This is a genomic window from Alcanivorax sp. HI0044 (assembly GCF_001634945.1).
In genome coordinates this window covers 1-21322 of record NZ_LWEZ01001636.1, presented here as the reverse complement: position 1 = coordinate 21322, position 21322 = coordinate 1, and the positions used below count along the sequence as shown (strand labels likewise).

22 protein-coding genes and 1 pseudogene are annotated in these 21322 nt (G+C 57.3%); 10 read left to right on the top strand and 13 right to left on the bottom strand.

Going from position 1 to position 21322, the window contains the following annotated elements:
- Together A3730_RS24690 and A3730_RS24685 are read right to left on the bottom strand one after the other, a co-directional pair.
- Positions 1 to 687, bottom strand: a 687-nt coding sequence (locus A3730_RS24690) for a hypothetical protein (RefSeq protein ID WP_197477620.1), incomplete at its 3' end; no start/stop codon positions are given.
- Complete coding sequence (locus A3730_RS24685) at positions 684 to 1817, bottom strand: hypothetical protein (protein ID WP_063520088.1); 1134 nt, start codon at positions 1815 to 1817, stop codon at positions 684 to 686. The genes A3730_RS24690 and A3730_RS24685, both read right to left, overlap by 4 nt.
- A gap of 280 nt (positions 1818 to 2097) precedes the next feature.
- On the opposite strand from A3730_RS24685, the gene A3730_RS24680 reads away from it, so the two are divergent.
- The 3 genes from A3730_RS24680 to A3730_RS24670 all read left to right on the top strand — a co-directional run bounded on the left by A3730_RS24680 (position 2098) and on the right by A3730_RS24670 (position 4247).
- Positions 2098 to 3357 (top strand): hypothetical protein, encoded by a 1260-nt coding sequence (locus A3730_RS24680; RefSeq protein WP_063539190.1) that lies wholly within the window; start codon positions 2098 to 2100, stop codon positions 3355 to 3357.
- 9 nt (positions 3358 to 3366) lie between these two features.
- Positions 3367 to 3741 carry a hypothetical protein gene (locus A3730_RS24675; protein WP_063521438.1) on the top strand — a complete coding sequence of 125 codons (375 nt, stop codon included), beginning with the start codon at positions 3367 to 3369 and terminating at the stop codon, positions 3739 to 3741.
- A gap of 119 nt (positions 3742 to 3860) precedes the next feature.
- Entirely contained in the window at positions 3861 to 4247 is a 387-nt protein-coding gene (locus tag A3730_RS24670) for a DoxX family protein (RefSeq protein WP_063521717.1), read from the top strand.
- Between the two features lie 112 nt (positions 4248 to 4359).
- On the opposite strand, the gene A3730_RS24665 is transcribed toward A3730_RS24670, so the two are convergent.
- Both A3730_RS24665 and purT read right to left on the bottom strand, forming a co-directional pair.
- Positions 4360 to 4755, bottom strand: coding sequence for a TM2 domain-containing protein (locus tag A3730_RS24665; RefSeq protein ID WP_063539188.1), 396 nt, complete (start codon positions 4753 to 4755; stop codon positions 4360 to 4362).
- Positions 4756 to 4773: 18 nt separating this feature from the next.
- Positions 4774 to 5967, bottom strand: coding sequence for a formate-dependent phosphoribosylglycinamide formyltransferase (gene purT / locus A3730_RS24660; RefSeq protein WP_063539186.1), 1194 nt, complete (start codon positions 5965 to 5967; stop codon positions 4774 to 4776).
- Positions 5968 to 6146: 179 nt separating this feature from the next.
- Here purT and tadA point away from each other — a divergent pair, with 179 nt between their 5' ends.
- Complete coding sequence (gene tadA / locus A3730_RS24655; protein WP_063520686.1) at positions 6147 to 6599, top strand: tRNA adenosine(34) deaminase TadA; 453 nt, start codon at positions 6147 to 6149, stop codon at positions 6597 to 6599.
- Between the two features lie 167 nt (positions 6600 to 6766).
- Here the strand turns inward: tadA and A3730_RS24650 are convergent, their stop codons facing one another.
- The 4 genes from A3730_RS24650 to A3730_RS24635 all read right to left on the bottom strand — a co-directional run bounded on the left by A3730_RS24650 (position 6767) and on the right by A3730_RS24635 (position 10150).
- On the bottom strand, positions 6767 to 7921 hold the full coding sequence (locus A3730_RS24650) for an OmpA family protein (protein WP_063520685.1): 1155 nt from the start codon (positions 7919 to 7921) through the stop codon (positions 6767 to 6769).
- Positions 7922 to 8198: 277 nt separating this feature from the next.
- Positions 8199 to 8993, bottom strand: a complete 795-nt coding sequence (locus A3730_RS24645; RefSeq protein ID WP_063520684.1) for a GGDEF domain-containing protein — start codon at positions 8991 to 8993, stop codon at positions 8199 to 8201.
- Positions 8994 to 9080: 87 nt separating this feature from the next.
- Positions 9081 to 9566, bottom strand: coding sequence for a chalcone isomerase family protein (locus A3730_RS24640; RefSeq protein ID WP_231880672.1), 486 nt, complete (start codon positions 9564 to 9566; stop codon positions 9081 to 9083).
- Between the two features lie 17 nt (positions 9567 to 9583).
- Complete coding sequence (locus A3730_RS24635) at positions 9584 to 10150, bottom strand: nuclear transport factor 2 family protein (protein ID WP_063520682.1); 567 nt, start codon at positions 10148 to 10150, stop codon at positions 9584 to 9586.
- 132 nt (positions 10151 to 10282) lie between these two features.
- On the opposite strand from A3730_RS24635, the gene A3730_RS24630 reads away from it, so the two are divergent.
- Genes A3730_RS24630 through A3730_RS24615 form a run of 4 tightly spaced genes read left to right on the top strand, consistent with a single transcriptional unit; the run spans position 10283 to position 13905 of the window.
- A complete protein-coding gene (locus A3730_RS24630; RefSeq protein WP_063539194.1) occupies positions 10283 to 10819 on the top strand; it encodes a DUF2878 domain-containing protein in 537 nt (178 codons plus the stop codon).
- Complete coding sequence (locus A3730_RS24625) at positions 10812 to 11585, top strand: DUF1295 domain-containing protein (protein ID WP_063519417.1); 774 nt, start codon at positions 10812 to 10814, stop codon at positions 11583 to 11585. Before A3730_RS24630 ends, A3730_RS24625 begins: the two co-directional genes overlap by 8 nt.
- Entirely contained in the window at positions 11582 to 12598 is a 1017-nt protein-coding gene (locus tag A3730_RS24620; RefSeq protein ID WP_063519418.1) for a cyclopropane-fatty-acyl-phospholipid synthase family protein, read from the top strand. Before A3730_RS24625 ends, A3730_RS24620 begins: the two co-directional genes overlap by 4 nt.
- 47 nt (positions 12599 to 12645) lie before the next feature.
- Positions 12646 to 13905 carry a HAMP domain-containing sensor histidine kinase gene (locus tag A3730_RS24615; protein WP_063519419.1) on the top strand — a complete coding sequence of 420 codons (1260 nt, stop codon included), beginning with the start codon at positions 12646 to 12648 and terminating at the stop codon, positions 13903 to 13905.
- A 7-nt stretch (positions 13906 to 13912) separates the two neighbouring features.
- Here A3730_RS24615 and A3730_RS24610 read toward each other — a convergent pair whose 3' ends face one another.
- The 3 genes from A3730_RS24610 to A3730_RS24600 all read right to left on the bottom strand — a co-directional run bounded on the left by A3730_RS24610 (position 13913) and on the right by A3730_RS24600 (position 16655).
- Positions 13913 to 14758 carry a GGDEF domain-containing protein gene (locus A3730_RS24610; RefSeq protein ID WP_082872527.1) on the bottom strand — a complete coding sequence of 282 codons (846 nt, stop codon included), beginning with the start codon at positions 14756 to 14758 and terminating at the stop codon, positions 13913 to 13915.
- 58 nt (positions 14759 to 14816) lie between these two features.
- Positions 14817 to 15524: a response regulator transcription factor gene (locus tag A3730_RS24605; RefSeq protein WP_063519420.1), complete on the bottom strand. Its 708-nt coding sequence runs from the start codon at positions 15522 to 15524 to the stop codon at positions 14817 to 14819.
- Positions 15525 to 15662: 138 nt separating this feature from the next.
- Complete coding sequence (locus A3730_RS24600) at positions 15663 to 16655, bottom strand: GlxA family transcriptional regulator (RefSeq protein WP_063519421.1); 993 nt, start codon at positions 16653 to 16655, stop codon at positions 15663 to 15665.
- A 93-nt stretch (positions 16656 to 16748) separates the two neighbouring features.
- On the opposite strand from A3730_RS24600, the gene A3730_RS24595 reads away from it, so the two are divergent.
- Both A3730_RS24595 and A3730_RS24590 read left to right on the top strand, forming a co-directional pair.
- Positions 16749 to 18536, top strand: a complete 1788-nt coding sequence (locus tag A3730_RS24595) for an acyl-CoA dehydrogenase (RefSeq protein ID WP_063519422.1) — start codon at positions 16749 to 16751, stop codon at positions 18534 to 18536.
- A 292-nt stretch (positions 18537 to 18828) separates the two neighbouring features.
- Positions 18829 to 19872 (top strand): porin, encoded by a 1044-nt coding sequence (locus A3730_RS24590; protein WP_231884038.1) that lies wholly within the window; start codon positions 18829 to 18831, stop codon positions 19870 to 19872.
- Between the two features lie 126 nt (positions 19873 to 19998).
- Here A3730_RS24590 and fabB read toward each other — a convergent pair whose 3' ends face one another.
- On the bottom strand, positions 19999 to 21213 hold the full coding sequence (gene fabB, locus A3730_RS24585; RefSeq protein WP_063520792.1) for a beta-ketoacyl-ACP synthase I: 1215 nt from the start codon (positions 21211 to 21213) through the stop codon (positions 19999 to 20001).
- 9 nt (positions 21214 to 21222) lie between these two features.
- Positions 21223 to 21322, bottom strand: a pseudogene (locus A3730_RS24580) (3-hydroxyacyl-[acyl-carrier-protein] dehydratase FabA); the annotation flags it as partial.

The window sequence follows — 21322 nt, the reverse complement described above, 5'->3', positions numbered from 1 at the left end:
CATGGACAGGGGAAGCTTGGTGCCCACCGGGTGCGAACCCTGGGAAGGGTCGTCCATGTAATGGTCGATGTTCACCGCGTTGTAGCGCGGGTTCATCTTGAAGAAAAAGTTTTCCCCGCCGAGCGTGAAAAAGCTGAAATTTTCCCAGCCTTTTGCCCATTCCTTATGCCAGGTCATGGCCACGCCAAGCGGGGTGTTGGGAGGCACCGTGAGTTGATAAAGGCGGCTGGTGCCGGTGCTTTTATTGTAGGCCATGAACTGGCAGCTATCCCGGTAAGCAAAGGCATGTACGGTAGTGAATCCGGTAGTGATGTCACCGTAGGTTTTCTGGAAGCGATACTGGTGTGCGAAGTGGTCCGGCATCACGCGGAAGAAATCAAAAATACCGTCTGACTCGTTGTAGGCGAGTAGATGCAGTTGATTACCCAGCATAAAAGGGCTGAGTTGTTGATACGGTTTCTCCGCATTCAGCTCGATAACGGGGCTAAAGCTGTGTGCTTTTTCATCCACCAACACCATGGACAGCATGCCATTGTGCTGGCTGATGAATAGCTCGCTGCCTCGTGCACACAGGCTACTGGCGTTGCCCAGAATCTGTTCGCCGCTGAAGGGTGCCAGTGGCGTCAGGGTTACCTGGTCCCGTTGTTCCTGTGCGCACACGGAAAACCATTGAATTGCTGTACTCATTGTCCTTTCTCCTTTCGGTCGGCTTCGGCGGCCAGCAAGGCCCAGGTGGCGAGTGCGCCGTTGTAGCTGGTGTATAGGCCCTGCTCCCGGTAGATGTAGCCGGCCCAGCTGTCCTGCAGGGAGGCGGGCAGGGCGCCATTGATAACCGGGTCGGACACATTACGCACAAAGCCAAAGGCCGTTTTTTGTTGCTGGCATGCCATGCCGACCACGGCATCGTCCATTTCCACCATGCAACCCAGTTTTTCCAGGCCGTTATCGGTGGTGCCGAACAGGAAGGTGTCGGTGGTGATGATGGGTTGTTCTGTGACCACTTTCAGTTGAGCGGCGGCCGGGTCGGGGTCGATATGGGCGCCTGCAGGATACTGTGGGCTCACTGGCAGAATCTGCGGCCCACGGGTGTGGAGCACTCCTTCCTGGGCCAGAGGGAGATAACGGTTATCCGGCTGCCAGCTGGACGTCACGGTACTGTGATTGAAACGGGCATTGGCGAAGTGTTTCAGGCAATGGAAATAGGCCTGGTTGGTAATCAGGGCGCTGCCCAGGGCGTCTTCGCTGCGTACGCCGCCACCAGTACCGATGGATAACAGCAATGAGGGTTGGGCTTCCTGGCAGATTTGTTCAACAAAACGGATCAGGGGAAGCTGGCTGCCATCCTGGGCCAGGTGCATGCCGGATTTGACCAGCAAGACGTTCAAGTCGCCGATGCGGACCTGGCGGAAGCTACCCCAGCTTTCGCTGTACAACGAAGGCGCGCCGCCCTGGAAGGTCTTGGAGACATCCACCATATATTGATAAATCTGGTAGTAGTCGCGCTGGTAAGACAGCCAGCCTTCCTGCCATTCATGGCTGTGCAGCTGATCCGGTGTGAGCGGATCACGCCGGTTGGTGAGTACCTGATTCATGGCGGCCCACTCTGCCAGGGTCCAGGTCATCACGACCACGTCGGCTTTGGGTAAGGGAGAATCGGCTTGATGACTGGGCGTTTCTTCGATGTGGGGAATCCGGTTATCCGGAGCGCCCAGTTTCTTCCAGTCCACCGCAGGCAGGTGGTCGGGGTTTTCAGGTAGCGCAATGATGCGTTGTGCGTTGAGCAGGGTCTCGGGTACCAGCGATGTGTCGAGGCTCATGAATCGTCCTTGTTCTCTTTTTATTGCCGGCTCCCCCCAAGGTACGCTGTGGATCGCTTCCCTGGTTGCCGGGTGGCCTCCATCCTACCCGGTAATTTTTACCCGATTCATTATCGTTAATGATGGTTGTGATCATCGCTGATAATGCATCTGTGATTATGGATTTCATCACCATCCATAATTTCCCAACGCTGATATTTCGCTCTGATACTGATTGCGCCAAATGGCACATCGTGAGGCATGGAAATGCCCGATAAAAAACATCATCAGGAGAATGATTATGAGCGATATGACGAAAACGCTTTGGGGACAATTCATGACCGCCTTCCAGGATCAGATCAAGATCGAAGGCGTACCGCAAATGTTGACCGGGCCGACCCCGTGGAACTGGGGTGGCAAGAATCCACCGATGGGCTCGCTGCCGTATCAGCAAGTACAGTTTCTCAATATTGTGCCTGCCAGCCCGCAGGTGGATCCGAATACCTACGGCATGAAGCAGGGATTCGGTGACCAGTACCGCATGTTTCTGAACTTCCTTATGGCCGATGGCGGTGAAGCCGGCCAGGCGTTGCAGCAGAAGATATCGGATGCTTCGCACAACCTGTTTCAGATCCAGTCCAGCGTGAATGTGGCTTATCAGAACTTCAAACAGCAAACCAGCAGCACCGAGTCATTCGATGACTGGTTGGCCAATGAAGGTCTGGCCTCCGCATCGCAGTTGAACCAGGCAAAAGCACAACTCAAGGAAGCCAACAGCAACTACACGGAATACATGCAGAAGCTGAAAGGCCCGATCAGTGAGGCGACCAAGCGCTATGACGATAACCTGGTGACGGTTGTGGGCCAGGATGGCAACTCGGTGAAGGATCAATCCGCGTTTCAGATCAGTGAAACCCCCTGGGACTACGTTAACCGGATCACCGGTAACAACTTCGGTGGAGCCGCTACCGCCGGTTCCGCCAAAACCTTCTCTCTGGATTCGTCCACCAAACAATGGTCAGACAGCACCGTCTATGGTGAAACAGAACTGGGCGGGTTGTTCGATTTCTTTGGCTTTGAAGCCGGGGGCGAATACAAAAAAGTGTCGACAGAGCACTTCTCCAGCCAGTACGACATCAGCTTTGCCTTTGAAGATGTCTCCATCGTCACGGTGACCCCGGGCAACTGGTTTAACGCGGCCATGCCGGCCAACTACCTGAATGGTCCGTTCATGCCGGGTCATTCCGGTTTCAAGAACGGCGACGATGCCTATTACTTTGGCAAGGGCGGCAACCTGGCACGTATCGTTTCACAAATGATTGTCGGTTATCGGCCAACCATCACCATCAATGCCGGTTCCGAGTTTGCCCAGCAAGTGACCGAAACCATCAAGGGTGAAGGTGGCTTCTTCATCGGACCGTTTGAGTTTGGTGGTGCCGGGGGTTCCGACAGCGATAAAGGCACGGTGAAAGTGGATGGCGAAACCATTACCTGCACCTCCAGCAGTAACTGGGGCACGGTGATTGGCCTGGGCACTAACTGGGTGGTTAACCCCCGCTAGGAGCTGACTATGTTACAGGTAGAACGTATGGGCGATGTCCGCAACGCCTATGGCAACATGAATGGAAACCAGGAGCGTGATGCCCGGCTTGCCATTAATGCCATCGACTTTGCCGATGTCTGGCGCGGTGCCGGTACTATCGTTAATCAGGGGCTGGTCAGGCTGGATGTGCAGGGCCGCACTGCGGCCGGCGAACAGAACCTTCAGGTCCAGATCAATGGCGTGAACGGTAACAGTACGGTGGCTGCCGCACTGATCGCCGAGAGCGTGCAGGATGCCAGTATCGAGGCGCAGCGGGTGTATGCTGTGCGCAAGATAAAGGACGCCCTGTTCAGCAGTATGAACGATAGCCATATTTACCGCGTAACGGGGACACCCACCTAGCGCAGACCTGAAAAATTGTACTTTGGTAACGGCTTGGCCGCCCTCTGGGCGGCCTTTTCTTTTTCAGAAAGACAGTGAAGAATGGTTGCTTCCAAAACCGCAATTGCTGGAGCCTGACCATGCTGAATAATCCGGATATCGGGAAGTTGATTTTACGCCTGTCGTTGGGTTTGATGCTGCTGCTGCATGGCGTGCACAAGCTGCATGCCGGGGTTGGCTGGATTGCCGGTGTGCTGGCGGAGCACCACCTGCCGGGGTTCCTGGCCTACGGGGTGTTCATTGGCGAGGTGATTGCGCCGGTGATGGTGATTATCGGTTATCAGACCCGTATTGGTGCCGCGCTGATTGTTGGCAATATGCTGGTCGCGCTGGTTCTGGCGCATATGGGGGAGTTGTTCAGCCTGAGCAACACTGGCGGCTGGGCAATCGAGTTGCAGGCGTTCTATCTGTTCACCGCTGCCGCGCTGGTCTTTCTGGGGGCGGGCAAGTACGCCATGAAGAACTGATTCATACGCTGGATGCATAATGCCCGATGCAGGACACTAAAAGACAAGACAGTTTCGTCAGTGCTTTTCTTCGTCAGGCATCGGGCTTCCAGCATCAGGCGTCCGGCAGGCGTTAGACCAGACGGTTTTTCTCAGCGATCTGGCCGTTCAGTGTCCAGAAATCATAGAGAATCCCCAGCCCGAACAGGCCGGCAGTCAGCAGGTAGATAATGCCGGTGATGACCTTGCCCATGTAGAAGCGGTGAATGCCGAAAATGCCGAGAAAGGTGAGCAGAATCCAGCCGATATTGTAATCGACGCTACCGGCTTCGTAGCGTGTATCTGCCGCGTCGTCCATGCCGGGGATCAGAAACAGGTCGATGATCCAGCCGATGAAGAACAGCCCGAGAGTAAAAAACCAGAGTGTGCCGGTGAGTTGGCGGCCATAGTAAAAACGGTGGGCGCCCATGAACCCGAAGATCCAGAGTAAGTAACCGATCACCTTGCTGTGCGTATCCTGATTCTGCATGTGCGATTCCTTTAAGGGTTACAGGTCGACGTTGAGTGCGGCGCTGGCGGTGTTTGCCTTGTTGCGTGCCGCGTCAATGCTGTCGGCTTTGGCCAGTGCAACGCCCAGGCGCCGACTGCCGTTGATATCCGGTTTACCGAACAGGCGCACTTCGGTATCCGTGTCGGCCAGGGCGGTGTCCAGGCCATGGTAACGCATGGCCTCTGATTGGCCTTGTACCAGCAATACGGATGATGCTGAGGGACCCCGCTGCTCGATTTCCGGGACTGGCAGACCAAGAATGGCCCGGGCATGCAAGGCGAATTCGGAAAGGGTCTGGGAAATCAGTGTCACCAGGCCGGTGTCGTGGGGGCGGGGAGACACTTCGCTGAAGTACACCTGGTCGCCTTTGATAAACAACTCGACCCCGAAGATACCCAGACCACCGAGTGCGTCGGTAATCGCCAGTGCGACGTCGCGGGAGCGTTGCAGTGCCGCTTCACTCATGGGCTGGGGCTGCCAAGATTCCTGGTAATCGCCGTTTTCCTGACGGTGGCCGATGGGGGCACAATAGCTGGTCTTGATCTCGTTGCCGGCCTTATGGCGAACCGTCAGCAGGGTGATTTCGTAGTCGAAGTCCACAAAGCCTTCCACGATGACCCGGCCCTGGCCGGCGCGGCCGCCGGACTGCGCGTATTCCCAGGCGGGCAGAACGTCCGCGTCGTTTTTCAGGGTGCTTTGTCCTTTGCCGGAGGAACTCATGACGGGTTTCACCACGCAGGGAAAACCGATCTCGCGCACGGCCTGCTGATAGTCCGCTTCGTTATCGGCAAAGCGATAGGGCGAAGTGGGCAGTGACAGCTCTTCTGCGGCCAGGCAGCGAATGCCTTCACGGTTCATGGTCAATTGGGTTGCCCGGGCAGTGGGCACCACGGTGTAGCCTTCCGCTTCCAGCTTGACCAGCTCGTCTGTGGCAATGGCCTCGATTTCCGGAACGATCAACGCCGGTTTCTCCTGTTCGACTAGTGCCCGCAAGGCGGCGCCATCGAGCATGTTGATGACATGGCTGTGTTGTGCCACCTGCATGGCGGGGGCGTGGGCATAGCGATCCACGGCGATGACTTCGCAACCGTAGCGGATCAGTTCCAGGGCGACTTCGCGGCCCAGCTCGCCGGAGCCCAGCAGCATGACGCGGGTAGCGTTGTCGGTGAAAGGGGTGCCAATGACAGTCATAACAGCTCTCAATATGTTCGGTGCCCTGATTGTAATGAAAAGCAGAGGCTACGCCAGCGGCGGGCAGCGCCGACCGGAATGGGACGCTTCGTTCTGTGCGGGTAGGGCTTGCGGTACACTTCGTCTGTGCGATGCCATGTGTGTGTTTTGCGGGCATGGAGACGGGATAAGGAGAGCGGGTGGACGATCAATACTGGATGCAACAGGCCCTGGCGCTGGCTCGGCAGGCGGCAGATCGGGGGGAAGTGCCGGTGGGTGCGCTGGTTGTCCGGGATAACCAGTTACTGGGTGAGGGGTATAACCAGCCCATTATCGCCAGCGACCCCAGTGCCCATGCGGAAATAGTGGCCATGCGTAGCGCTGCGCAAGCCGAGCGTAATTATCGGCTCAGTGGCAGTACGCTCTATGTCACCCTTGAGCCGTGCACCATGTGCTTTGGAGCCATGGTTCATGCGCGCATCGGCCGGCTTGTGTATGGCGCCAGAGAGCCCCGTGCAGGGGTGTGCGAAAGCCAGCTACAACTGCCGTCGGTGGATTTCTACAATCATCGGATGGACGTGGAGGGGGGCGTGTTGGCAGAAGAGAGTGCGCTACTGCTCAAAGGTTTCTTTGCTGAACGCCGGAAAAAGTAGCGATAGGTGAGGTTGGGCGAAACCGGTTAGCGGCTTTGTTCCCACAACGCGCATGCCTGCCACGTTTTTAGCGTGTTACATGCCTGCGTGAACCGTGTTGCGGCCACAGCGCGGCACAAAAAAAGGGCCGGTAAAAAACCGGCCCCTTTTTTAGTCAGCGTAATTCCTTACTGGAATTGCGCTTCCTTGGTGGTGGCTTTCATGATGGTTTCCACGCGACGGTTTTCGGCGCGGCCTTCGCTGGTTTTGTTGTCAGCGATAGGCTTCTCTTCGCCGTAACCTACGGTGGTGATGCGGTCCGCGCTTACGTTGAAGTGATCAACAAGTACGGTCTTCACAGCATCTGCACGTTGCTGGGACAGTTTCTTGTTGTAAGCCGCAGAACCGGTGCTGTCAGTGTGACCTTCCAGTACCAGGTTGGCGGACGGGTACTGACGCATACCTTCGGCCAGGTTTTCCAGAGACGGGTAAGAAGTCTGACGGACTTCGGCTTTATCGTGGCCGAATTCAACGTACAGGGTTTCTTTTACGTCCTTGTCCAGGTATTGCTGGCAGCCTTTGTCGTCAACCAGGGCACCGGCAGGGGTGTTCGGACATTCGTCCATGCTGTTAACGATGCTGTCGTTGTCATCATCCAGCTCACAACCGGTGGCATCTACCTGGGCGCCTGCCGGGGTGTTGGCGCACTGATCGCGCTCATCCGGTACACCATCGCCGTCGCTGTCGGTGACTACATTTTCAACCGGTGCCGGCTCTTCTTTCTCGCTGGAACCGCCAATGATGAAGTTCAGGCCTGCATAGACTTCTGCATCCCAGCGTTCGGTGCGGAAGCTATAGTAGGGACGAGCGCCCACGTCCAGGAGGAAATGCGGGTGCAGCATGGTCTGAAAACCGGTTTCCAGAGTACCGATGGTCTCTTTGAAATCGTTGGAGCTGTCGCTGTTCGGCTCGGTGCGGAACTCACCGGCACCGATACCCACGTAGGGTTCGAAGGCGGAGTTGCCGGCAAAGTGTTTGCGGATGGCGCCGTGAGCGATGTTGATGTCCGCGTCGCCAAGCAGATCGGTGTTGGAGTTGTTACGCTCCCACCAACCCTGAAAAGACCAGTCACGGTTGAAACGGTAACCCATTTGGGCACCGGGAAGGGTAACTTCGTTTTCGCTGGTGTTTTGGTCAATGTGGTCGCCCACATCCAGCCAGTTTTCACTGATGTGCCCGCCGAAGTAGAAATACTGTTCGGGGATCTCGTCAGCAATGACGGTGGTGGTCGCGGTGACAGATGCGCAAGCAATGCTCGCCGCTAAAAAGCGTTTAGCGTTCATAAGCTCCTTCCTTGTCTTATTCAGTAGGCAGATCAAACACGGGGCCAGTGTTGGCTAGCCTGTCTCCCATGTAAATCCTCACTACTCAGATTAATAAAAAAATTTACAAATATGGAATTTATTTGGTAGCGGGAGAACACTTTTTTGTAATGTTGTAGTGTGAAAGTATTAACGGGGTGAGGCTTGGTGGGTCCTTAATACTAGGGTCTGTTATCTCGGTCGTGTTAGCAGGCCCTAGGGCGGGCTTAGGCTGGTCACGTCGCCGGTTGATGGCTGTTCAGGAAAGTGCCGGCGGCGAGGTTTTTTCACGCCCTTCGTTGCGGTTCTGGTAGAGCGCATAGTCCGCTTCGTTAAGCAGCGGGTTGAGGCTGCGCCCACTGTTTTCGGTGCTGGCAACGCCGATACGGGCGCATACGGAAACCGCTTCTTCTGGCTGGGCTGCGGTTCTCGGGCTGGAAAGCTTGAGATTGCCGGCCAGGGCTTTCAGGCCTTCACCCATGCGGGCGGCATCATCAAAATTGGTGTGGGGGAGCACCAGCAGGAACTGGGCACCATCAAACCGTCCAAAAAGATCACTTTCGCGAATTTTTTCTCGAATGCAGTCGGCAAACAGGCGGAGGGCCTTTTCCCCTGTGTGGCGTCCGAAACTATCCAGTAGCTGGGTGAAGTCCTCAATTTCAATGAGCAGGATGGAAACCGTGTAGTTGTGTCGCTGGCTCAGGGCCAGTTCCCGTTCCAGCATGCCCAGCAGGTGGGGGCGATTGAAGAGGCCAGTGAGGTGATCCTCGCGGGCCAGCTGTTGCAGTTGGTGGTTGTACCTGTCCAGCGCAATCAACCGGCAGCTGAACAGATAAAGTGGTGGCGTCACCAATAACAGGGGGAGCAGGGCGGCAAGAACCAGCGGTGATAACCAGTCGCGTTCACCCACCAGCATGATGCCGATGCTGGTGAGCACAAGGGAGACAAGGATTGAGCACAAGGTGATGGCGGCGGTGCCTTTCAGGGCGGAACGGCGGTCGCTACGACTGACCAGTCTGGCGGACGTCGCTACCACATGAAAAAGCTTGGCCATGCTCGATAATCCCCAATTAACGTGCTGATTATTATGTTTGTCAGTATCACGTCTGCTTGCATGCCGTGCAATAGGGGGCGGGGTATCTCACTGATCCAGCAGGTTTTCCTTCAGTGATTGGGAATAGGGGGTCTCGCCAAACCAGATGCGAAGGTAGTAGCGGGCAAAGGTGGTGCCTGCTTCGCTGGCAAAGCGCTGGTTATTGAGGGCCAGTGTCAGGCCGTCTTCGCGATAGGTCAGGCTGTAGGCGTCGCCGTCGCTGATGTCCTGATAATGGCTGTTGAATGCCTGGAAACGGGACTGGTATCGGTCGAATTCCGTTGCTTGGAGGTTTTTTTCCAGAAAGTTCAGCGCGGCTTTGGCAAAGGCATCACCGGGAACGTCACGAAAATAGCGGAAGGTCAGCCGCAACGGTGGTGACAGCAGGTCGTCGGCCTGACAGTCGTGTCGGGACAGGGTGGCTTCGCCCACCGTGATGAAGCGCAGGGCTTTCACATCGCTGCGGGTACAAACCTGCCAGGGTTGCTCGCTTTCGCTCGCGTAACCTGGTGAGGCGATTGCCGCAGCAGCCATTAGCAGCCCGGCCGGGATTAGTCGTGCTCTCTTAGCCATCGTGTCATCGGTCCTATTACGGGCAAATGCTGGTCCATGCCCTGGCTGCTGTCCCAGAAATCCTGCTGGAAAACGACTTGCCCCTGCGCGTTGAAACGCAGCTGGCTGATACCAATGGTGCGAGACAGGCGTTCGCTGCCGAGCAGGCTGAAGCGTGCCTCCATGACCCAGCGCAGATACACATCACTGCCGTCTTTAATGATGTGGTTGACGGTGAGGGACATGCTGTTCAGCCCTTCGGCGGTGGCTTGTAAATGCGCGGCTAACTCGTCTCGTTGTGTCAGCGTGACCAGGGTGTCGTTGAAATACAGGGGGTCGGCATAGATGGTGTCGATCTGTGTGGGAATGGTGTTGGCATCCAGCGGGTTGAAGAACGCAATAAAACGATCGATTGTCGCCGAATCAACCGGGTGGCCGCTGGGGGCAGACGTGAGCGCCTGTTGATACCGGTCGGTATACCCGTAAGGCCCTTTGGGCGTACTGCTGCAGGCGGTTAAAAGCAGCGTCAGAAGCAGCGAAAACGATAATGTGCTGAAAGCATTCATGGCTGGATTCTGTCTGGTCTGTGGTGAATCGGTTGTGAAGCTGAAATTGCCAGGGTTGTATGGAGTCGTAAGGGCGCAGGCTTGGCGTCACGATTCACAGCGCTTTGACGAGGGATGCTGCATCGTAAGCCTATGAATTTCCCCACACGTGCGGTCATCGTTAACTTTTTCGCGTTCCAGTTGCTCTGGGCGGCCGCTGTGATGGGGGCGGCGCAGGGGGTGGGATTGCTGGCCTGGGGCGTGTTGATTGCCATGGTCGCCGCGCAAGTAACGCTGACACGCCAGTGGCGCCAGGACCTGCTGCTGATCGCTACCGGTGGCCTGTTGTGTTTGTTGATGGAGCCGTTGTGGTTGCTGCCGGATGTGTTGCAGTACCGCGACTGGCAGCAACACTGGTGGGCCCCGCATTGGGTCTGGGCGTTGTGGCTGGGCTTTGCGGTGAGTTTTCGCTATAGCCTGAACTGGCTGTGTGGCCGTCCGGTGCTGGCGGCCTTGTTTGGTGCCTTGGGCGGCGTCTTTTCCGTCACCATGGGCATTCGCCTGGGGGCAGCGACCGCGCCACAGGGTTGGCTGTTGCTGGCTACCGTTTACGGTGTCAGTTGGGCCATAGCGGTACCGTTGCTGGCGCAGGTTGCGACGATGACAAAACAGGAAACCGAACATGCCTGAAATCCATTACTTGCTGCTTATCGCCTTGCTGATTGTTGCTACCGTGCTGTGGTTACAGCAACGCCAGACCCGCAACGCCGGTTGGGTCGATGTGTTCTGGGCCTGGTCGGTGGGCATTGTAGGCGTGAGTTTTCTGGTAACCGGAAACGGTGCCTTGGTGCCCCGATTGGCGGCAGGGGTGTTGTTATTGTTGTGGTCGCTGCGGTTGGGTAGCCATATTTTTCAGCGAGTGAGTCAGGAAAACGCTGAAGATGGCCGTTACGCGGCCATGCGCGAGGTGCTGGGCAGTAAAGCGCAGCCTGTGTTCCTGGTTTTCTTCTGGGGCCAGGCGCTACTGGCCTGGGGTTTTGCGCTCACGTTCTGGGTGGTGGGCGAGCAGGATCAGTTTGCGCCCCCGTTGGTTTTGCTGGGCGTTGTTGTCGGTTTGCTGGCCATCGCCGGGGAAGCCCTGGCAGACAAGCAGTTGGCCGATTTCAAAAAGCGGCCTGACAGCAAAGGCAAGACCTGCCGTGAAGGGTTCTGGCGCTACAGTCGCCATCCCAACTATTTCTGCGAGTGGTTGCACTGGGTCAGTTACCCCGTGATGGCCATCGGTGCGCCGTACGCGGGCTGGCTGTGGTTGTTGCCCCTGGCCATGTTCGTATTCCTGTGGTTCGCCACAGGCATCCCCTATACCGAAAAACAGGCGCTCAAATCCCGCGGCGATGACTACCGTGATTATCAGCGCACGACGAGTGCGTTCTTTCCCTGGAGACCCAAATCATGATGATTCAAATGGCGGAATCGGGGCTGCTGCCCGATGGACTGGTGCGTTTTGGTATTCGTCGTCTGCTGGGGCAGCGCCTTGAACAGGAAAAACAACGCAGTAACCGCCAGACGTTCGAAGAGGCCTTGCGACAGGGGCCTGTTGCGGTGGGCCAGGACGAGGCCAATGAGCAGCATTATGAAGTGGATGCCCGCTTCTATGAGCAGGTGCTGGGGCCGTACCTGAAGTATTCCAGCGGCTATTGGCCGAATCCCTCAAGTACCCTGGAAGAGGCAGAGCGGGTGATGCTGGCGATGACCTGTGAGCGGGCAGAGCTGGAAGATGGCCAGGATGTGCTGGAAATGGGGTGTGGCTGGGGATCGCTGACGTTGTGGATGGCGCAGCAGTATCCCAATAGCCGGATTACCGCGATTTCCAATTCGTCGTCCCAGCGTGCTTTTATTCTCGGGCGCGCTGCAGAGCGGGGTCTGGATAATGTGGATGTGATCACCGCGGATGCCTCTGTGTATCAGCCGCAGCAGCCCTACGATCGGGTGGTGTCGGTGGAAATGTTTGAGCACATGCGCAATCACAAAACGTTGATGGCGCGTATTCATGACTGGTTGAAGCCGGGTGGCAAGCTCTTTATTCACGTGTTCTGTCATCGCGATCTGACCTACCTTTTCGAGACCGAAGGCAGCAAGGACTGGATGGCAAAGTACTTCTTTACCGGTGGCATGATGCCGGCTTACGACTGGCTGCCTCATTGTGCCGGTGATCTTCAGGAGGAGCAGCGCTGGGCCGTGAACGGCACCCACTATGCCCGCACTCTGGAGGCCTGGTTGCTACTGGCCGATGAGAAGCAGGCCGCGCTGACCCGGCTCCTGGATGAAATTTACGGTAAAGGCCAGGGCAAGATCTGGCTGCAACGCTGGCGCATGTTTTTCATGGCGTGTGCGGAGCTGTTTAACTATGGTGGAGGCGAAGAGTGGTTCGTTGCGCATTACCGCTTCGCCAAGCCTGTGGCGAATTGAGCGCTGTTATCGCGAGCGACCATGAATAGCCATAAAACGAGCAAGGCATGAAAAAAACCGGCGTTCAACATCGTCTTACCCGCGTCTATCTGGTTCAGCTATTGTTGATCAGCCTGGCCACCGTTCTGGGCGTATGGGCGACGGCGAATATCATTGAGCATGTGCTGGTCAAACAGGCACTGATCAAGGAAGCCGACCACTACTGGTCGCTGGTGGAGGTAAACCCGACTCAGCCGCGTCCCAACACCCGCCATCTGCTGGGCTTGCTGGACAGTGAGGCGGTGCAGGATACGATTCCCCAGGTACTGGCGAATTTGCCTGACGGTTATCAGCGGGTGGATCTGGCCGGTGAGCGGCCCATTGTGTATATCGAGCACCGCGACGGCGCGCGGCTTTACCTGATTTTTGATGAAAAGCGCGTGTCGGTCTTGGCGTTCCTGTTCGGCATTCTGCCGTTAACCGGGGTGTTGTTGGTGATTTACATCACCTCGTTTCTCGGTTGGAAAAAATCCCGCGATTTACTTTCCCCCCTGGTCCAGCTTTCTGATGCATTACGGCAAACGCCGGTGAATGACCCCAGTGTGGCTCGCCCGGATCTCAGCGACATATCGGCGGATTCGGGTAGCGAAGTGGCGGTTTTGGTGGCGGCACTGAATGGCTATGCGGACCGGTTGGTGTCGTTTGTGGAGCGTGAGCGCCAGTTTACCCGTGATGCCAGCCACGAATTGCGCACGCCACTGGCGGTGTTTCGCGCCAACCTGGAATTACTGGTGAGCCAGGTGGGCGACCGCCCTCTGATTCGGCGTATGGACGACACCGTCGATGACATGGAAGCCACCCTGGAGACATTGCTCATGTTGGCGCGCACGGAGCAGCATAGCCAGCAGAGTGAGGACGTGATCGTCAATGATCTGGCGGTGAATCTGATTGAACGCCTGAACCCCCTGGCCGAGCGCAAGCAAATCCGCTTGCAGGTCCGGCAGACGGCGCTACTGAGCGTGAACTGCCCTGAGGCGGCGCTCACCATTGTGCTGACGAACCTGGTCCGCAATGCGATTAACTACAGTGGCTCTGGTGATGTCACCATCGTGGTGATGGATAAGGCCGTGCAGGTGGTGGATTATGGTGCGGGCATGGATGCGGATGAGTTGTCGCGCATCATGCAGCCGTTTGAGCGGGGCGGAAGCGTGGAAGGTGGCCACGGCCTGGGCTTGGCGATTGTGCAACGCCTGTGTGAGCGCTATGACTGGGAGCTGATGGTGGCCAGTGAACCGGGCAAGGGCACGGAAGTGCGGGTTCAGTTTTAACCGGGTATCAGAGCGCGCTCAACGTTTGCTGTTCAATCTGTACCAGTAGCTGTTTGGCATTCAGTGCGTCCCGGACGCGATGAATGACTTTCTCTGCCTTGCTGGTATCGGCGTCGGCAAGAAGAATCCCGAAATGATTGTCGCCCAGGTGTGCAACGCTGTCCTGTTCGCGCAACAGGGCGGCAAGGGAATCGGCGATAATCAGGCTGTCACTCTCCTCCGGTGCGTGCAGAAAAAGCACGCACGACTCGGTGCCGAAATCCCGGCAATGTTGCTGTTCCTCATTCGTTATATCCGCCCACCCCTGCGGACCGGGCAGGCCGGTCTGTGGGCAACGATCCGGGTGTTCCACAAAAATACTGATGCGTTGTTGCTGCGCGTCCCGCAGGGCATTGGCGAGCAGGAAGCTGATTAGCCGGGCTTCATGCTGCAGGGCGGGCAGTGCCTGTTCCAGGGCAGGGTTCTGGGGCTCCGGATCCAGGGCGCAAAGTGTGCCGAACAGCTGGTTGTCCCGGTCCACCAGGGGAAGACCGATATAGGCACCAATGGTCAGATCGCTGTTGATCGGGGCATGGCTATAGTCGGGATTGAGCTGTGCGTTGGCGGCAATGCGGGGGGCGCCGAGTTCCATCATTTTGGCGCAATAGCTTTGTTCCCATTGCAGGCGGTTGCCTTGGTTCAGGCCGTAGTAATTATCCCGGGAGCGCAATACCACCAACTCATCGGTGCGCAGGCGAGTGATCATCCACAGCGCCATACCAAAACGGTTTTGTAGTTGGGCTAGATGTGCGTCCAGCAATTCCTGGCAGGAAGAATAGCTGGCTAACGAAGTGTCGGTACGGTTGGCTGGCATAAATAGGCAAAATCGCTTTTTTGCCTATTCTCTGCCCCGAGCCCATCCAAGTGCAAGTTTACTGCGCGTTGCTGTGCGGTTGTGCTGTTTCCTGAATGCTAAAGCCAACGCCCGGCAGGGTGTTGAGCAGGGCAATATCGAAAGGCTTGTCTACCGCTTTGCGCAGGTTGTAGAGATGGCTGCGCAGGGCATCGGAATCGGGCACCAGGTCGCCCCACAGTTCGTGTTCCAGCTGTTCCCGGCTGACCACTTTGGGGGATTCGCGCATCAGGATACGCAGAATGCGAAAGGCAGTGGGGGAGAGTTTCAGTAACTGACCGTCGCGACGCACTTCCTGCCGGGCCGGGTCCAGTTCCAGATCGGCAATCTGCAAGGTGTTGGCAGTGACTTCCTTGCGTTGTCGGCGTACCAGCGCAGCCACCCGGGCTGACAGCTCCGGCAGTGCGAAGGGCTTGACGATATAGTCGTCGCCGCCGCGATCAAACCCTTCCAGTTTGTCTTCCAGCTGATCCCGGGCGGTCATGAAAATCACCGGCATATCCAGCGCCAGCTCCTTGCGCAGGTACTGGCAGAAACTGTAGCCGTCCTCGCCGGGCAGCATCACATCCAGAAGCATCAGGTCATAGTGATGTTCCTGAACCAGTTCCCGGGCAAGGCGAGTGTTGCCGGCGTAGTCCACACTGGCGCCTTCCTGCTCCAGGTACTCCAATACGGTCTGGGCCAGTTGGCGATGGTCTTCTACCAGAAGGATGGACAGGTTATTCACAGGACTCTCCTTGTTTGTCTGTGAGTATATTCCGCGCGGGGGCGTCAAGGTTCCGTCAACAATCTTCACGCGCCTCCAGGCTTCCACTGTCGGGGGTTTCCTGCTGCTGCGCAATCAACCAGACGACAAACGGCAGGACTAGTCGTTCAGGGCGCCGGTGCGGGCAAAACGCTGCCGGTAGTGGCTGGGGGACAGGCCGGTGTGCCGTTTGAACAACCGCGAAAAACTGCTCACGTCCTGATAACCCACCTGTTCAGACAGTTTGGCCAGGTTATTGGTGCCGCGCTCGAGCATTTTGCGGGCGGCTTCAATGCGCACCCGTTGCAGGTATTGCAACGGCGGCTCGCCCAGTGTGGTGGTAAACCGGCGCTGTAACTGGCGTGGGCTCAAATGCACCCGTTCGGCCAATTGCCCCAGGCTGGTGTTTTCCTTGTAGTGCTCGTGAATCCAGCCCTGGATGGCCTGCACCTGGTCGTCTTGATGATAGGTATGTGCCGGCAGGCCGGCGTAAATGCTTTGCAGATCGTTTCGCACATCAATGACAAACGCCCGGGCCAGTTCCCGGGCCAGATCCGCACCGCAGAAGCGCTCCACCAACAGGATGGTCAGGTCACGCCAGGCGGTGCCGCCACCGGCGCAGAAAATGTTGCCATCACGGGTAATCAGTTCCCGTTCATTCAGGTTTACCTGTGGGTAGCGATGGCGAAACTCCTGGCTGAATCCCCAGTGGGTAGTCGCGGTTTTATCGTCCAGTAGCCCGGCTTCAGCGAGCAGGAAAGCACCGGTACAGTTGCTGGCCAGATCAGCGCCGCCTTGATGCAGAAAACGTAACCAGGGTAGTGCATCCTGTTCCTGGGCCAGCACGGTTTCGATTTTGCCGCCAATGGTGGGAACCACCACCAGGTCGGCCTGATCCATCTGCTCCAGGGAACAATCCACTGCCATGCGGATGCCGTTAGTGCAGCGCACCGGGTTGCCACCACGGGACACCACCTGGACCTTGAATTGCCGGTTCAGCGGCTGTCCGTGAATCCGGTTCCAGGTCACTCCGGTCAGGTTGAGAAGATCCACCACCCCGGTGAGAGCAGAGGCGAAGACGCCATCAAAGGCCAGTACTGCTACCGTGAACATGTGTCGTGTTCCACCATGAATTAGTCATAGGCGACAATGCCAGACACGGCATAACGATGGCAAGCTGTTGTCCAAAATAACCGGAGCGCTACTGTGAGTGATGTGATTCTCGACCGCCGTGATTTGAGCTTTCAGCTTTTTGAGGTGCTGGACACCGATAGCCTGTTTGCCCGCCCGCGTTTTGAAGATCACAGCCGTGAGACCATTGAAGCGGCTCTGGATACAGCTGAAAAGCTGGCGCGGGAAAAATTCGCCAACCACAACGCACTGTCCGACAAGGAAGAGCCCACTTTCGTGGATGGCAAAGTGGTGATGCGCCCGGAAGTCAAAGAAGCGTTCGATGCCTATATCAATGCCGGTTTTTTATCCTCCCGGGCCAGTTTTGAAGAAGGCGGGATGCAGCTGCCGGAGATTGCCGCTGCGGCCTGTAAAGGCATGTTCACCTGTGTGAACCCCAGCTCTACCGGTTATGCGTTTCTGACGGCGGCCGCGGCCAATGTGATTCGTAACTTTGGCAGCGAGACCCTGAAAACCCGGTTCCTGGAACCGATGATGGCAGGGCGCTTCACCGGCACCATGGCCCTGACCGAGCCCCATGCAGGTTCTTCCCTTACCGATATCCGCACCCGTGCAGTGCCCCAGAATGACGGCAGTTATCGGCTCAAGGGCAACAAGATTTTTATTTCTGGTGGCGAAAATGAGCTGGCGGAAAATATCGTGCATCTGGTGTTGGCAAAGATTCCCGGTGGCCCGGAAGGGGTGAAGGGGATCTCCCTGTTTGTGGTGCCCAAATATCGCCTGGATGACGACGGTAACCCGGATGCACGCAACGATGTGATTCTGGCAGGGCTGATTCACAAGCTCGGCTACCGTGGCACCACCAGCACTGCCCTGACGTTTGGTGACGGCGATGATTGCCATGGCTATCTGGTGGGTGAGCCCCATCAGGGCCTGCGTTACATGTTCCAGATGATGAACGAAGCGCGGGTAGGCGTAGGGTTTGGTGCCGGGCTTTTAGGCTATCGGGGTTACCGGTTTGCTCTGGATTATGCCCGTGACCGGGTACAGGGTCGCCACCCGGATGATGCGGATTTTTCCAAGCCGCAGGTGCCGATCATTGAGCATGCGGATGTGAAACGGTTGCTGCTCACCCAGAAAGCCTATGCGGAAGCGGCGATTGCCATGAGTCTGTACGGCTATCGTCTGGTTGACGAGATCCAGACCGGGGAAGAGGCAGCCGCCAAAGAGGCAGAGTTGCTGCTTGATCTGCTGACTCCGGTATTGAAAACCTGGCCCTCCGAGTTTGGTCTGAAAGCTAACGATATGGCGATTCAGGTCTTCGGCGGTGCGGGTTACACCCGTGAATATCCGGTGGAACAGGTGTGGCGTGATAACCGTCTTAACCCGATTCATGAAGGTACGACCGGCGTGCACGGTCTGGATCTGCTGGGCCGCAAAGTGTGGATGGACAACGGCAAGGGCATGCTGTTGTTGGCGAAACGAATCATGGCCGATGTGCAGGCCACCGCTGACGAGCGCTGCAAGCCAATGGCGGATGCGTTGCAAGCCATGTTGCCCCTGATTGAAAAAGCCACCCAGGCGGTGGGCAAGCAAATGGCCAGTGCCGGCCCGCGCGCGGCATTATCCAATGCCAATGCCTATTTGCAGTTGCTGGGCCACACCGTGGCGGCGTGGATGTGGTTACGCCAGGCTAATGCAGCAGTCACGTTGAGCGACCCTGACGATGCGGTTTTTGCGAAAGGAAAATTGCAGGCTGCCCGTTACTTCTTCCGCTGGGAATTGCCCCGGGTGGAATGGGATGCGCAACAGCTGATTAATGGCGACGACACCTTTATGGAGATGGATCCAAGCTGGTTCTGATTATGTTCTGATTACGGCCTTGTCGTGATCACTGGATTAACCGAGTGTGCCTATCGTCATCAGGCTCGGGACCTGCCATTGGCAGGAGAAGCTATGACGGTATTTTTTGAGCCCCCGCCAGGGGGCTTTTTTTTTGCCGTCTTTTTGCCGCTCTGCGGCCACAACGGAGTTCACACAACACGCAACACCAGGGTCTCGCCGTGCTTGCTCGTTCTTGTTGGTGACACAAAACAGTCATATAGTCGTCATCAATTGCGAGCGACACATTGAGCGGGGAATTAACGTGAAAAAAATGCTACTTGCGGCTTCGGTCGCCACGGCCATGTTGCCTGTGGGGGCCATGGCGGCGCCGACCTTCTATGGCAAGCTGAATCTTAGCGTGGATAAAACCAGTGATTATCCGGAGGGCGCCCTGGTCTTTAGCCAGGATGATCTGTCCGACGCCTGGTTTGTGTCCAGCAACAACTCCCGGCTGGGGGTGAAAGGCGAAGAGCCGCTGTATAACGACAGCCTGTCGGTGATTTACCAGATGGAAGTGGGTTACGACGCGGACGGTGATAGCAGCGCCACCTTTTCCACACGCAACAGCTTTCTGGGCCTGGGCACCCAGGTGGGCAAGATTTTCGCCGGCCGTTACGACAGCGTGGTGAAACTGGCGGAAGGCAAGATCGACCAGTTCAACGATACCGTGGCGGATATGGACACCGTCTTTCTCGGCCAGCGCCGTAACAGCAATAGCCTGAACTGGGAAAGCATGGACCTGGGCGGCATTGTGGTGAGGGCCCAGCTGGCGCCGGGTGAAGACGATGTGGTGGTCGGCGTGGCGCCCAACAGTGAAACCAAGGACGGACTCACCGATACCTGGGGGCTGTCTGCTACCTATCAGCAGGATGCTCTCTATGCCGCTCTGGCCTATGAAAGCAGCTACACCGACGGGACCGTTGGGCCTGCCATTGACGGCGGTGACCTGGAAACCGTGCGCGCTTCCCTGGGGCTGAATGTGAGCAGCAGTGTGGCGGTGGGTGCCATTGTCGAGCGCAGCAAACTGGACCCCTACGGCGCGCCAGAGGGTGACCTGATGTCGTACCTGCTGAGCGGCAAGTTTGGTGTCTCTGAGCGTGTGGCCCTGAAGGCCCAGGCGGGTATGCTAGATAGCAGCGATCTGGATCTGGATGTGGCCACGCTGACGGTGGGCGCAGACTACAAACTGGGTGATTTCACCACTGCTTATGGCTTGATTTCTGCCTCAGACACGGACTTCGATCCGGCGGGCACTATCAATGATGTGGACGAGTCCGGCATGGCGTTTTCCGTGGGCATGATCCACAAGTTCTGATTCGGCGCCGGTCCCACTGGCCGCTGGAAACCACAAAAAAGCCCGGCTACGGTAAGTGCCGGGCTCTTTTGGTGAGGGCCGAATAACGCTTTTGGCATTGTCAGCCATTACTGCACAAGGTTGAACTCAGCCTTCCCATTTACGCAGCACCAGGCTGGCGTTGGTGCCGCCGAAGCCGAAACTGTTGCTCAGCACGGTGGTCGGGCCGCTGTCTTTGCCTTTCACCAGCACAGGCATGCCGTCGGCTTTTTCATCCAGGGTTTCAATGTTGGCACTGATGGCGGTGAAGTCATTCTGCATCATCAACATGCAATAAATGGCTTCCTGTACCCCGGCCGCACCCAGGCTGTGGCCGGACAGGCTTTTGGTAGAGCCAATCGCCGGACACTGATCGCCAAAGACTTCACGGATGGCTTTCAATTCGGCCACGTCTCCCACCGGCGTACTGGTGCCGTGGGCGTTAATGTAGTCTACCGGGCCTTCTACTGTCGCCAGCGCCTGGCGCATGCAACGCGCTGCGCCTTCGCCATTGGGGGCGACCATGTCGTGGCCATCACTGGTAGCGCCGTAACCGAGCACTTCGGCGTAGATGGTCGCGCCACGGGCCTTGGCGTGTTCCAGTTCTTCCACCACCACCATGCCGCCACCGCCGGCAATCACGAAACCATCGCGGGTGGCGTCGTAGGCGCGCGACGCTTTTTCCGGTGTGTCGTTATATTTGCTGGAGAGGGCGCCCATGCCATCGAACAGACAGCTCAGCGTCCAGTGTTCCTCTTCACCACCACCGGCAAAGACCACGTCCTGCTTGCCCAGTTGAATCTGTTCCACGGCGTTGCCGATGCAGTGAGCGCTGGTAGCACAGGCGGAGGCGATGGAGTAGTTCACCCCCTTGATCTTGAACGGTGTGGCCAGGCACGCCGATACGGTGGAGGCCATCACTCGCGGCACCATGTAGGGGCCAACCCGTTTCACGCCGCGGCTGCGGGCAATATCCGCCGCTTCCACCTGGTTAAAGGACGAGTGCCCGCCAGAGCCGGCAATCAAACCGGTGCGTTCATGGCTGACCTGTTCGTCGTTGAGGCCGGAATTGGCAATGGCATTTTGCATGGCCACGTAGGCGTAGGCAGCCGCATCGCCCATAAAGCGGCGTGGCTTGCGGTCAATGAAGTCGTCCAGCTGGATAGTGGGTGTGCCTGCTACCTGGCTGCGCATGCCGATTTCCTGGTATTCCTCTTTAAAGCGAATACCGGAGCGGCCTTCCCGCAATGAACGGGTGACGCTGTCTGTGTCGTTGCCCAGACAGGAGACAATGCCCATCCCGGTGATTACTACGCGGCGCATGAGTCGCTCCTAAAAACCGTCGGTGGAAGTGAACAGGCCAACTTTCAGGTCGTCGGCCTGGTAGATGTCTTTCCCGTCCACGGACACGGTGGCATCGGCCAGGCCGACG